The 13,322-nt window shown below is 42.7% G+C and carries 10 protein-coding genes; 9 read left to right on the forward strand and 1 reads right to left on the reverse strand.

Annotated elements, in window-relative coordinates; translation table 11 throughout:
- Position 1: 1 nt before the first annotated feature.
- From DLD82_RS10160 to cmk, 5 genes are read left to right on the forward strand one after another with little or no spacing between them, the layout of a single operon-like run.
- On the forward strand, positions 2-433 hold the full coding sequence (locus tag DLD82_RS10160) for an uL15m family ribosomal protein (RefSeq protein ID WP_109940995.1): 432 nt from the start codon (positions 2-4) through the stop codon (positions 431-433).
- A 22-nt stretch (positions 434-455) separates the two neighbouring features.
- Complete coding sequence (secY, locus tag DLD82_RS10165) at positions 456-1,895, forward strand: preprotein translocase subunit SecY (RefSeq protein WP_109940996.1); 1,440 nt, start codon at positions 456-458, stop codon at positions 1,893-1,895.
- A gap of 13 nt (positions 1,896-1,908) precedes the next feature.
- The gene (locus tag DLD82_RS10170; protein ID WP_109941077.1) at positions 1,909-2,481 is read left to right on the forward strand and encodes an adenylate kinase; all 573 of its coding nucleotides are present in this window, start codon (positions 1,909-1,911) and stop codon (positions 2,479-2,481) included.
- Positions 2,482-2,485: 4 nt separating this feature from the next.
- Positions 2,486-3,088, forward strand: coding sequence for a DUF106 domain-containing protein (locus DLD82_RS10175; RefSeq protein ID WP_245920415.1), 603 nt, complete (start codon positions 2,486-2,488; stop codon positions 3,086-3,088).
- The gene (gene cmk, locus DLD82_RS10180) at positions 3,088-3,621 is read left to right on the forward strand and encodes a (d)CMP kinase (protein WP_109940998.1); all 534 of its coding nucleotides are present in this window, start codon (positions 3,088-3,090) and stop codon (positions 3,619-3,621) included. Before DLD82_RS10175 ends, cmk begins: the two co-directional genes overlap by 1 nt.
- An 8-nt stretch (positions 3,622-3,629) precedes the next feature.
- Here the strand turns inward: cmk and ftsA are convergent, their stop codons facing one another.
- Positions 3,630-4,982 carry a coenzyme F390 synthetase gene (ftsA, locus tag DLD82_RS10185; RefSeq protein ID WP_109940999.1) on the reverse strand — a complete coding sequence of 451 codons (1,353 nt, stop codon included), beginning with the start codon at positions 4,980-4,982 and terminating at the stop codon, positions 3,630-3,632.
- Between the two features lie 57 nt (positions 4,983-5,039).
- Between ftsA and DLD82_RS10190 the strand changes: the two genes are divergently transcribed.
- From DLD82_RS10190 to DLD82_RS10205, 4 genes are all read left to right on the forward strand, one after another.
- Positions 5,040-7,082 (forward strand): protein kinase domain-containing protein, encoded by a 2,043-nt coding sequence (locus DLD82_RS10190; protein ID WP_109941000.1) that lies wholly within the window; start codon positions 5,040-5,042, stop codon positions 7,080-7,082.
- Between the two features lie 114 nt (positions 7,083-7,196).
- Positions 7,197-9,608: a protein kinase domain-containing protein gene (locus DLD82_RS10195; RefSeq protein WP_181391366.1), complete on the forward strand. Its 2,412-nt coding sequence runs from the start codon at positions 7,197-7,199 to the stop codon at positions 9,606-9,608.
- On the forward strand, positions 9,605-12,142 hold the full coding sequence (locus DLD82_RS10200; protein WP_109941002.1) for a protein kinase domain-containing protein: 2,538 nt from the start codon (positions 9,605-9,607) through the stop codon (positions 12,140-12,142). The genes DLD82_RS10195 and DLD82_RS10200 overlap by 4 nt, the downstream gene beginning before the upstream one ends.
- On the forward strand, positions 12,093-13,310 hold the full coding sequence (locus DLD82_RS10205) for a tetratricopeptide repeat protein (protein ID WP_109941003.1): 1,218 nt from the start codon (positions 12,093-12,095) through the stop codon (positions 13,308-13,310). The genes DLD82_RS10200 and DLD82_RS10205 overlap by 50 nt, the downstream gene beginning before the upstream one ends.
- Positions 13,311-13,322 lie beyond the last annotated feature (12 nt).

Consider the following 13,322-nt stretch of genomic DNA (forward strand, 5'->3'; position numbering starts at 1 on the left):
AATGCCAGTAAATAAGCGTTCCAAGTACCGGGGTTCTCGAACCTGTGGTGGAGGAACTCATAAAAACCGTCGTGGTGCAGGGAACCGTGGAGGTCGTGGCAGAGGAGGATCCCGAGATCACAAATTCGTGAGAGGGGTTGTCCATGCCAACTGGACTTATGGTACCTGTGGATTTAAACACCACCACCGTTCTTCAATGACTGGTGATGTGCTTGACATTGGTCTGATTGACCAGATCATTCCATCACTTCTGGAGCAGGGAACAGCAACCCGCGATGGGGAATGCGTCGTTCTCAATGCAGCAGATATAGGAATTGCGAAGGTTCTTGGTGGTGGTCAGATCACCTGCAAGATGAATATCACAGCAGAGGCGTTCTCCCAGTCCGCGATCCAGAAGATCGAGGCCAAGGGCGGTCAGGCCCTGCTCTCCTGATTTATTTTTGGGGAGGTTCTGAATGGGTGAGATACTCGACCGGATGGAGCCGATTCTGGCTAAGATGCCATCTGTCAAATCGCCAGAAGGCCATGTTCATTTTAAGAACAAACTTGCCTGGACAGCTGCAATTTTAATTGTATATTTTATTCTCACGAATATTCCTGTATTTGGACTTTCAGCCGAATCGCAGGATATGTTCCAGTACTTCCGTGCTCTTCTTGCAGGTTCAAGCGGATCCATTGTTCACTTAGGAATTGGACCGATTGTTACTGCCTCAATTGTTCTTCAGCTCCTCAAGGGTGCGGATCTCATTCACATTGATACATCTGAGATACGTGGTCAGATTCAGTACATGGGTCTGCAGAAACTCATGATCTTCATCATGATCGTGGTAGAGGCTCTCCCGATGATTGTCGGAGGATTTTTACAGCCGGACCAGGCAGTAGCATCTGCACTGTTCGGAGGAAATGCCACAATCCTTTCATTGTTGATATTTGTTCAGATCTGTATCGGTGGAGTGCTCATCTTCCTGATGGATGAAGTAGTAACCAAATGGGGTATTGGTTCAGGAGTCGGGCTGTTCATTATTGCAGGTATATCCGAAGCAATTATTAACGGTTTTATTAACTGGGCCCCTGTAAACGATGCATATCCTGTCGGTTTCTTCCCACGGATTTTTGCCGTTGTGCTCGATGGAGCTAACTTTATCCAGTACTTCGGAACGGATTTGATCGCATTTATCACTACCGTCGCAATATTCCTGCTTATTGTGTATGTGGAATCCACCCGTGTTGAGATTCCCCTTGCACATACTCAGGTCCGGGGAGCCAGGGCGAGGTTCCCGGTAAAGCTGATTTACGCAAGTGTTCTGCCAATGATTCTCGTTCGTGTTTTGCAGGCAAATTTCCAGATGATTGGATTGTTCCTAAATAATGTCGGGATTACGATCTTTGGGACATTTGACGGACAGAGTCCAACAAGTGGTCTGATGTGGTATCTGGCCCCAATTAACAGTCCAAGTGACTGGATGTGGTGGATGCCGATGTATACCGGAGGTCATATGCCATGGGAGGTACTCATTCGTCTTGGAATTGATACTGTCTTCATGGTCGTCGGTGGTGCAATATTTGCCCTGTTCTGGGTTAAAACCGCTGGACTTGATTCAAAAGCGGTTGCACGTCAGATTCAGATGTCCGGAATGTCCATTCCTGGTTACCGGCGAAACCCGGCAGTCCTTGAAAAAGTGCTTGACCGTTACATTCCCCGTGTAACTATAATTGGTGGGGTATTTATCGGTTTAATGTCGGTTGTAGCCAATCTCTTTGGTGTGATCGGTTCTGTATCCGGTACCGGTCTCTTACTGACTGTTTCCATTACATACCGCCTCTATGAACAGATCGCCAGTGAACAGATCATGGAAATGTATCCGTTCATGCGAACATTCTTTGGTAAAGAATAAAAGAGATTCCAATATGACCGGGAAGAAAGTCATTATTACCGGAGTGCCCGGGGTCGGAAAGACCTCGGTCATTACTGAGTCAATCAGACGGCTTGAGGAAGAAGGGGTACCATATCAGAGTATTAATTTTGGTACCTTTATGTTTGAAGTTGCACAAAAAGAGAATATGGTTCAGGACCGCGATGAAATGCGGAAACTGGATAAAAACACTCAAAAACGGCTTCAACAACTAGCTTCCCAGGCGATTGCCCGGATTGATGGGAACGTCATAATCGATACTCATGCATCGGTTAAGACTCCTGTCGGTTTTCTTGCCGGACTACCTGAATGGGTATTAAAAGAATTAAAACCCGATCTAATAATTCTTGTAGAGACAGATTCTGATCAAATTCTGAAACGCAGGTTATCTGACGCATCACGAGTTCGGGATATTGAAGGATACAGGGATATTCAGGATCATCAGGATTTTAACCGTGCAGTAGCAGCAGCATATGCGATGTTTACCGGATGTACGATTCGATATATCAAAAATCCGGACTTTTTGCTTGAAAAAGCAGTAGAAGATATGGTCCAGACCCTTAGGTAACATAATGGCATCTCAATCAACAACGATGAGTATGATGCCCCTGATCCTGGCGATGGGGCTGCTTTTTATAGCGAGTATTGAATCTGTCAGGAATACCTTAGGAACATCACTAAATGTGGTATTAGGTCCTCTTGTTGATTCTTTTCATATACCATTTTATATTGTTATTATCATCCTTTCTGCGATGACCGGTTTTTATTCTTCTATCATCCAGAAATATACTATTAATTATAAGAAGATGAAAGAGACGCAAAACCGGATGAAAGAGTTCCAAAAGGAATATCGGGAAGCGATGCTCTCAAAGGATGAGAAAAAGATTAAGAAGATGGAATCCAAGCGGGATAAAATGATGAAGGACCAGATGGAGATGAGTCAGGCCCAGTTTAAGCCGATGGGGTACATTATGGTCATAACGTTACCCATCTTCTTCTGGCTCATATTTAGGCTCAATAATTTTGATGCCATGATCAATATGCCATTCTTTGGTCTGGTTCATCTGACCGACCTGATTCTTGGGCCGGCTCCTGCCTGGATCATCTGGTACATGCTTTGTTCCATAACACTTTCCCAGGTAATCAGGAAGGCCCTTGATATCGGGGGACTGTAATGCGCATTACGATCAGCGGGCTTCCTGGTAGTGGAACCACCTCACTCACCTATCATCTTGCTGAAATTCACCGGATGGATGTCATATCCGCCGGAGAAGTATTCAGGCAGATGGCAAAAGAGCGAGGGCATACTCTTGCAGAATTTGGTGCTTTCTGTGAGGAAGATCCATCGGTTGATAAGCTGATCGATGAAAGACAACGGGATATTGTTCTCTCAAATCCTCATATTATTGCTGAAGCAAGATTATCCGGATGGATGATTCCTGAAGCAGATTTGAAAATATGGCTCAAAGCCTCGCTTGAATGCAGGGTGAAACGAATTCTTGCTCGTGATCAATTTGCTGACTTTGATGCGGCAATGAAGGCAACTGAAGAACGTGAAGCAAGTGAAGCACTTCGCTATAAAAAATATTATAATATTGATATTTGTTCTCTGACTCCTTATCAAATGGTGCTGGATACTGAGATGTGGACCGTTGAACAATTGGGGAATATTGTCTCTTCTGCAATAAATGCAATAAAAAACCCCTGAATAAGGGGTTATCTCCTATCAATTAATCTTTTAGGTCTGCCTCGTATCTGGTGTAATTCTAATCCTCCAGGTCCGGTTATGTGGATCAGAATCTGAAATACTCCTTCATCATAACTTCCGGCGAGTTTGGGCTTATTTTTTAATATTGAGTTGATGATGGTATCTGAAATATCGTGAATGCTGCATGCATCCTTATCCTCGGCTTCGACTGATATCCGGAGAGTAATTTCGTTCTCTTCTTCTCCATATACAAATGCTTCATATTCGCCGGTTAGGGAAGGAAGGTTTTCTGGCTGGAATACAGCACGTTCTATATCTATCCGGTTAATCGGAACCTCGAAGATCTGAATGGTTTCTGTTTCCCGCCATGGATTTTTTATCCTCATGTGGGTTCTACCACAGGAACACCTGCTTCTGCTGATTACTTTTGTTGTGTCATCAGTATCATAATTGATGAGCAGCGAGCCACACTTTTCTCCAGGTTTCAGGAGGGTTGTAAGTACGATATGTCCCTCTTCCCCATCCGGAAGGAATCTCTGGTGCCTTGGATCATGAATATCGAGATGAACGATATCCTCCGGAACATGAAGGCCGGCAAGTGCTTTGCATTCTCCACACATAGTTCCTTCAGTGCTTCCATAACTGTTGTAAACTTCACAATCATAGAGCTCCTGTACATATTTTCTTGATTCATCTGCAAAACTCTCCCCTCCGATTACGAGACGTTGCAGACTTGAAGATGCAGGGTCCATCCCTTCTGTTTTCATTCTCCGCGCCAGGCGCAAAAATTTGAATACACTCCCAACTATCCCGGTTGGTTTATATGATTGGATAAGACGTATCGGGAAGGTGCATTTTCCGGTTGGGATAATGCTCATTCCTACTTCTCGTGCTGCAAGGGTCATGGTGTTGGCACCGACGTTCATTCCATAACTGGCACAGATAATCAGTTTGTCTCCAGGTGAAAACCCTTGTGAGACAAATATTCGTCCGTATTTTTCTGCATATCGTTTCCAGTCATCCCAGGAGAGGAAAAAACTCTTTGGCGTACCACTGGTCCCGCTGGTTTCATGAATAGTGTAGACATCTTTCCAGTCAAGGCTTTTAAGCATAAATTCCTGCGTTACCGGGGGTTGGTTCTCCCTGATAACCTGACCGTTTATAACGGGTAATTCAAGCAGGTCTTCATGACTTTTGATATCTCCCGGGGTAACGTTGTGTTCCCGGAAATATTTTTTATAAAAAGGTGAATGCTCTGCAGCATAGTCTATTGTATATCGGATCCGCTCGTCAATCAGGGCTTCAAGATCCGGATAATTCATCGTTTCTATTTCAGGTCTGAGATACTCTGATGCGTGCATTTTTGAATCATAGGTGCAAGAATTGTTTATACATTTCTTAGGTTTTGGAAGGGACGAATGCCAGGTTCAGATTATTTCAGAGAAAAATTTGTCAGATTTGTAATAATCAGTCTTATTTTCATTTTTTTTCAGGGCGTTCCTGTTTTAGCGGTGAATGGAATGTATGACAATCCCTCCTCCAATGTCGGATATTACATGGGAGAGTATGTTTCAGATACGATTCCTTCGAGCATTGAAGCAGGTTCAACATATCCGATAACCATTACCTATCGGAATGCCGGTATGGTCTCATGGGAATGGGGCGTTGAAAAATTCGGGCTCCTTTACCAGGGATTACAATCTTCAATAGAAGTTGAACCTGTTTTTTCTCAAATTCCATCTGATATTAAGGTGGAAACACAGGAGGATTTTTCTTTTCCCTTCACCCTCACCCCGCCGGAAAAACCGGGAGAGTATGATCTCAGTTTTTCCATGTCTACCCGGAAGGGAGATAACAAGTATACTCCTTTCTCCAATGGGTTTACCAAAAAGATAACCGTAATACCAAAGGAAGGTGTCTCTTCCGGAGATGTCGGATCAATAATCGTTGATTCTAATCCCTCAAAGGCAACCGTTCAGATGGGCGGGGAAGAGAAAGGAATAACTCCCCTGACGCTCCCTGATTTAAATCCTGCGAAATATGAAATTACCATTACCCATCCTGATTACCCGACAAAATGGACCCAGGTCCAGGTAGAGGCCGGATCGGTCAGCAGAGTTACTGTTGATCTGACAACCGGTGAGATACCTTCCGTAAAAACTGAAAAGCTTCTAAAATTTACCCCCCTTGGATGGGTAATCGATAACCTGCCTCTGCTTATTATTACTATTGTTGTATTATTCCTGGGATTTCAAATCCTCATGATGAATACCACCCGTATTCCTGAAAATCACCCGATACGGCGGTTTACAAGGCCGATTATTCTTGTATCCTCCTCTCCGGATGGAAAAGGAAGATTTCGAAGGGCTGAAAAAGAAAAGGGAAAAGGGGGTACATCGGGTGACAGCACAACGAATACCGGGCCTGGAGGATTATCGGAGCAGAAGAAGTCTGTAAAAACTTCCGGTTCAGGCACGGGAAAAGAAAATGCAGTGCGTGACCGGACTTTACGACGGGAAGAAGGGGGTGGTATTCAGAAACCCATTGAAACCGATGAGGAAAACCCGGATATCAATGTGGATGATCCAGACCAGGAAGGGAAAGAAATTGAAGGCATGTGGGGGTTTCCGCATGCTCTTCGTGATCGGTATGAACCACTGGGCATTGCCGGATCTGATTCATATGCCCGTGTCTATAAAGTCCGGAAAAAAGATACCGGAGCGGTAAGGGCCTTAAAAATTGGTAATATGAAACAGGAAGGAAGCGAAATACTACAGAAGGAGACTTCAGTATGGCGCTCACTTCGTCATCCAAATATTGTTCATCTGTTTCGGTCTGAATTTCTTGATGATATGTCCTATCTTGAGAATGAGTACCTTGGGGGAATAACGTACAAGGGGAACCACCATACCTCATTGTGCGGGCTCCCAAAACCAATCCGGGAGCATTATGCAGTCTCCCTTATAAATGATATTGCGGAGGGCCTCAAATATGCCCATGATATCGGTGTCCGGCATTACCACCTTCAGACCGGAGATGTTCTCCTGACTCCCAAACTCCGGGCAAAGGTATCCGGATTTGCGAGGGGGAGGAATGAACTTGGGTTTTCCATCAAGGATTCTGATGTTCGTGAAGCAGATGCTGCTTTTATATCCCCCGAACAAAAAAATTCAGAACGATATGGTAATCCTGGTAGAAGAACTGATATTTATCAGCTTGGTGTAATCTTTTATGAACTCCTGACCGGATACCTCCCATATAGTCCGGAAGCGTTCAAGGCATCAGGAAAACCCGGATCTTTTAAGGATCACTCTGAAGAGTTGGTTCTTCCTTCTGAGATCCGGAAAAATCTGGCAGTCTATGATCCAATCGTCTTAAAAATGTTATCCCTGAAGAAATCTGATCGATATGACCTGATGGATGAATTATTATCTGACTTGAATGCTTTCAGAAAGGCCTAATCCACGCATTTATATAGGCGGCACACCTACTAGATTGATTATTGGTAATTCCGGATGTATGCCCGAATTCTTGCGTTATGCCTAATTTGTACTTCCCCTTTTATAGCCGGAGCGTTGGCAGATCTGGATATTGGTATTCCAGGTTTTGGTCCTTCATATGTGAGTGACACGATTCCTGACCGGGTACTTCCCGGTCATTCATACCCGGTTCTTGTTTCGTTCAGGAATAGCGGACTTGTGAGCTGGGAAGATGAGATGAGGCGGTTTGGCCTGTTATATGAAGGAGATTATTCAAAAATTACGGCAATCCCTTCATTTGTCGGGTTAACAAAAGGCATGAACATCACTCCGGGGAAAGTGGCAACATTCGGTTTTACACTGCTTCCTCTTGGTATTCCCGGGACGTATGATCTGAAATTTTCTGTGGTTATGCGGTCCGGAACAGGTGATCAGAAAGTTACCGAAACCTATGTGAAAAGGGTAGTAATTGTTCCAACAGATGGAATTTCTTCACCGGTGAATGGATCTGTTTTTGTCGAGAGTCCGATTCTTGATATGAAAGTATCAATGGGTTCTCAGACAATTGGTAACATTCCTGCAATAATCGCAGATATCAAACCTGGTAGTTATGAAATCCGCGTTTCCAATCAATCCTTTGATAAAACCTATCCGGCTGATGTTGAACGGGGTACGATGACCCGGCTATTTATCCGGGGTGATGAAAACCCTCCGGTCATTGAGAAAAAAAAGGCCGGACCTGTTTCAGATGGCACGCTTCTTGGATATATCGAAGCAAATATTCCACTAATCCTGATTATCCTTCTGATAATTTGTGCTTGTTCTGGTGTGGCAATACATGGGCTCCGAAAAAGAAGGCGACTTGAAGAAAAGCAGGAAAAGAAAGAAGAAAAAGATAATGAATCTGAAGATCGGGATAGCGAGAGATTAAAACAGGAAAAAAAACTCCTTGAAAAAGTCCATAGTAAAAAACCACTTATTGAGGGGATTTCATCAACCGGAACCGGTGGATCAGGAGGGATGGACTCCGCCCGAATGGAGGATCCAGGTAAATCAATTAAATCCGGAAACGTTGTGCGAAAGGACGGGACTATCTCTCACAAAAAGAAAGCATCTGCACAGAAAAGCAAGGATAAAAGTTCCTCATTACCTGATATAGATATTCAGGTCCGTGACATTGAGGCAAAACCAGGGTCTGCTGTTGCAAGTATCGGTATATCCAATCATTCAGAGAACGGAATACGTGTTGAGGATATGGATATCGGGGCTGGTGGTTTTGGGATACTCCCCGTCGAATTATCTGAACCAACAGACGATGCACCTGAGGTCGTTCTCCCTCTCCGAATACTCATAAGCGGTTCTGAATTCTTAAAGAACATTTCAATACCCTATAATCGTGGTGTTGCCCTTCTTGCCCGTGGAGTTGTAGAAAAAGCATATGAATATTTCAGGACCTTGTTGCAGTCTGACCCGGATAATGTTGAAGCGAATATCAATCAGGCTCAAATCCTTTTAAAATGGGGATTGGAGGAAGAAGCCGCTTTATTGCTGGAAGAAATCCTGAAATCAGATCCCTCAAATGAAGAAATTCTTGAAGCAATAGAGAGGATACGGGAAGCGAATAATCGAAAGAAAAAGAAGGCTGAACCTGAAATAGTGAAAAAAATTCCCGGGTATCCGGATGAATTACTTGACCGATATACTCCTATCCGGGTGCTGGGAGATGATCCTTTTGCTACGGTTATTCTTGTAAGAAGGAATGATACCGGAGAATTACGGGCTTTAAAAATTCCACGAACAACAGAAACAATTAGTTCATCATTGTATACGGAAATTTCACTGCTTTATCAACTAAAGCATCCGTATGTACTCCGGATGTTCAGGGCAGAATTTTCACCGATCGTCATGCTTGAACTGGAGTATGTTGCAGGAGGGTTTTATGACGGAAAACAGAGGATGAATCTGTTTGATCTCCCGGTGCCTCTCCCTGAGGATATCTGGTTTCCCCTTTTAGAGAAAATTTCAGAGGGTCTTTTATATCTACACAAACAGGGTGTTCGCCACTATCATTTATCTCCTAAGCACATTCTCCTTGATGAACCGATGGTGCCTAAAATATCTGGTCTCATCCGGGAATCGCTCAGGGGTGCCGGAGGAAGTGGGAAAGAAGAATTTTTTGCTCGTGCTCCTGAACAAATAGATCCTGAATTTTTTGGAAAACCCGGGAAAAGAACCGATATTTTTTTACTTGGTGCCATATGGTTCTGGTTTGTCAGTGGGAAAATTATCAATCCTGAAGGGGTTGATGTCGATTCCGGAGATGATAAACTTCGTCTGTCATCAATCGATATGCATTATGCCCGGTATGATTATTGTTTTCAGAAACTTGTTGCACGGTATAAACGCGATCGCTATTCTTCTGTTGAAATCTTTTTACGCGATATCCGAGAAATGAATCAGTTGCCGCATGAATCTGATGATTTGTTGATTTCTGGAGACGAGTCATGACCGGAAGTAATGAATGGTCTTATTTATCTCCGATTCTCTTTTTTCTGCTCATTTTTTCAGTCTTAATCTCCGGAGTATGTTCTGATGTTACCGGAGGAATACCTGGTATTTCCTACTATGGAGGTGAGTTCAGTACAGATACTATTCCTCGTACCCTGATCACAGGGCAGGAAATTCAGGTTATGATTGAGTTTCGAAACTCTGGCATGACTGCATGGGAATATGATGTAGAAAAGTTTGGTGTTCAGTATTCAGGAGATAATAGTCTTATCAATGTTGATCCTCTCATCAGTCCTCTTCAGAAAGGTTCACGTGTCCATAGCGGACAGAGTTACCAATTTCCGTTCTTGATAACTGCATATAATCCTGGCCATGTGGATCTTCAGTTTGCTGTTGTAAAAATCCTTCCTTCAGGAAAAACAACTCCTGTCTCCGATTTTACTGTAATCCCAGTGGAGATCAGTGAAGGCGTTGTACAAACAGGTGATTCTGGCACAATACAGGTATCCGGAGGTGATTCACATTTTCCTGTTGCGTTGGATGGGACTCATGTAGGGGTTACCCCACTCACAATCCCTGGTATTTCTGTTGGTTATCATACCATCACGGTTGATGGAAATGAAGGTGTTATGGAGCAAAAAGTTCAGGTCCTTCCGAATTCGATAATCGAAGTTACCTATAGTCCTGAAAGATCATTCATAACCATAGAAACAAAAAAGTCTTTTTTACTTGACAACCCCGACCCCGTTCTGACCCTCATTCTCTCGAATTTTTTTATTATCCTGGGACTTGTCCTGACTCTTACCGCTATAGGTGTATGTGCTGTTGTAGTTATGACCGGGAGGCTTAAGCGGGTGAAATATGTAGTTTCGCAAATAATACCTCCTTCTATCTCAAAAAAAGGGAAAAGGTATGTTTCGATTGTAAAGAAAAGAAACATGAGTAAAGAAGAGGTTAAGTTTGATCCAATAGCCGGTTTGTTTCATCAGGGAGAGAAAAAAATTCTCAAAGTCAAGGTTTTCAATAAAGGATTAAAGGAAATAATCATAGATAATCTTTCTATTCCTCCAGGGGAATTCAGGATCCTAATCCGGGAGTTAATGGATGATGATCCTGGAGATAATGCCACTGAAATTGATTTCACATTCACCGGTGATGATGGAAAAGAGAAAAACCGGGTTGTTCATTTCCAATATCGCATCCTCTCCAAAGTGCCTGATTTATCCTGGATATTTGATAAATTTTACCAAAAAAATGACAAAATAATTGCAGTTATAAAAATAAACAATAAAAACCTCTTTGATCTGACTGCAGATACCACTACGATTAAAGCAGGAGAAGAGGAGCCTGTCGAACTGGAAATGGAGGATCCTGATAACGATGCATCATCAATTTTCAGAAAAATATCTCTCTCTTTTAAAGAGAGGTCATCTCTTATTATTCCTGTCAGGATTCCATATAATAAGGGAATTTATCTCTACTTTTCTCGTCAGTTCACAGAGTCACTGGAATGGTTTAAACAGAGAATAGAGGATGGTGATTCTGATCCGGTACTTCAGAGGTACAAAAATCTGGTAGAGAAAAAATTATCCGACACTAATAACGGAGGCACTTTAAAATCTTCTGTTTCTGATAATGATTCGAAAACTGCGACCATTATAAAAAATCAATCTCCTTCTATTGATGTCACTGGTAGTAATAAGTCTGCTATCCCCACTTTTTCAGAATTCCCTGATTCATTACTTTCCCTGTATCAACCAGTATCACTCGTTAGTACTGACCGGATGGGAACAATTTATCACGCTATAAAATCTTCAGATTCAGAATCTGTAGCTCTTCGTATCCTTAATCCTGGCAATGTCCCCATTTCAAGTGTAGAGTTGCAAATTCAGGCATGGAGGTCACTAAAGCATCAGAATATTCTGCAAATAAAGTATTGGGAACGTGATCCGGTCTATTTTTTGGAATTTGATCTGCCTTCCGGAGCGATTCAGAAAAAAAGACGGGTGTATACTCTTGCAGATCTAAAGGTGCCGATTCCTCCGTCTGCTGCCTTACGGATTGTCCGGGGTCTTGCCCACGGTATTGCCTATACTCATCGTCAGGGAGTTAGGCATTATTTACTAGAGCCTTCTGTAATCCTCCTTGATAAAGGATTGAATCCGAAAATTTCCGGGTTTGATACTTCTGTTTTGATTCAGTCCCGTATCCCTGATAAGTGCTGGATTGCAGCTCCGGAACAGTCTGATCCTGACAATTATGGGAATCCTGGGAAAAAAACAGATATTTATCAGGTAGGGGCCATTTTTTATTACCTTATTACTGGTCTTATGCCTTCAGTTACAAATCCTCTTGCAACATTACCATCGGATCATAAAGCAGGGTATTCAAAATTTGATACCCTCATCTCTAATTGCATGTCTCCTGATAAAAATCAGAGATATGGAGAGATTGATGACCTGATGCAGGAACTTGATCTTTTATATGCGCATTTTTCTCAAAAACAAGAAAAGGTTTCTTACCGTGATGCATAAATCCGGAAGATGGCCGATTATCTATCAGATCAGTCTGATGGTGTTTATTATTATTTTATTGTCCGGGATTGCATCCGGAGTTATCCAAAGTGATTCTGAGGTTAGCCTTACTGAAGGAGTTGTAGCATATAATTCTGGAGATCTTGAGTATTCACTTCAGATTTTTGAGTTAATAGTTCAAAAAGATCCATTGTGGCCAAATGGGTGGTTATGGAAAGGAGAAGTACTATCAGATTTGGGCAGACAGGATGAAGCAGATATAGCATTTAAAACCGGAAGATGTCTACAAAATCCCGGTTCCTGTCAGGTTCCATTGGAAGAAAACACGGTCAAAAATGCAGGTTTCAACGGTCACCATGCAGGAAATACATACTCCTCTCCATCAGTTGAGGATCCGGTTCCTGAATTTATAAGCGGCCATGGAGATCCGATAAGCCATGATGTCAGTTTAAGTCCTTCTAATAGCATCTCACCAGATAATAATCAAAATCCTGCAGAGAGTTATGAAAAACAGGGGGACTATTCTTTTGATAGATCTGAGTGGGATAAAGCCCTTCAGTTCTACAAAATGGCTGAAAAATTGGATCCTGATAACCCGGATTATTCTGATAAAGAAGGAGAAGCACATGCAAAAAAAGGAGACTTAATTTCTGCATTATCTGCATGGAATCGTACTCTTGAGCATGAATCTAACCAAACTCTCCGCGATGAATTGTTTCAAAAGCGAAGTGAGGCATTTTCCAACCTGAATCAATCACTTGAGGCAGCAAAAGAACTGGAAAATATGAGTCCTGCTTCAAGAAATCCACAAAACCTCATCCGGAAGGGAGATCTCTATTCCATGGTCGGTGATCTTCCATCCGCGGAGAAGGCATACCTTGATTCATTATCTTTATTACCCGGGGATGTTGATACTTCACTGAGTCTTGCAAAACTCCGGATACAACAGGGGCGATATCCGGACGCGAAAGATATTCTAAACTCTATTCCGGAAATCTCACTAACGCCACCTCAAAGCAGGTTCCTGAATCAGTTGAAGAAACAGGTTCCTCATGACAGTACTGAAACATCAGATAATCTTTCAGTGCTTTTTTCAAGACCTGAATTTTATATTTTGACTCTGATAGGATTTGGGGTTGTATTTTACTTGAGAAAAAAGATATTCTGATCTTCCTTTTCT

This window comes from Methanospirillum stamsii (assembly GCF_003173335.1).
Classification (GTDB): Archaea; Halobacteriota; Methanomicrobia; order Methanomicrobiales; family Methanospirillaceae; genus Methanospirillum; species Methanospirillum stamsii.

Coding starts and splice junctions, on each gene's coding strand:
- DLD82_RS10200 (WP_109941002.1), top strand. CDS start 9,605: ATGACCGGAAGTAATGAATGGTCTTATTTATCTCCGATTCTCTTTTTT.
- ftsA (WP_109940999.1), bottom strand. CDS start 4,982: ATGCACGCATCAGAGTATCTCAGACCTGAAATAGAAACGATGAATTAT.
- cmk (WP_109940998.1), top strand. CDS start 3,088: ATGCGCATTACGATCAGCGGGCTTCCTGGTAGTGGAACCACCTCACTC.
- secY (WP_109940996.1), top strand. CDS start 456: ATGGGTGAGATACTCGACCGGATGGAGCCGATTCTGGCTAAGATGCCA.
- DLD82_RS10205 (WP_109941003.1), top strand. CDS start 12,093: ATGCGCATTTTTCTCAAAAACAAGAAAAGGTTTCTTACCGTGATGCAT.
- DLD82_RS10170 (WP_109941077.1), top strand. CDS start 1,909: ATGACCGGGAAGAAAGTCATTATTACCGGAGTGCCCGGGGTCGGAAAG.
- DLD82_RS10160 (WP_109940995.1), top strand. CDS start 2: ATGCCAGTAAATAAGCGTTCCAAGTACCGGGGTTCTCGAACCTGTGGT.
- DLD82_RS10175 (WP_245920415.1), top strand. CDS start 2,486: ATGGCATCTCAATCAACAACGATGAGTATGATGCCCCTGATCCTGGCG.
- DLD82_RS10190 (WP_109941000.1), top strand. CDS start 5,040: ATGCCAGGTTCAGATTATTTCAGAGAAAAATTTGTCAGATTTGTAATA.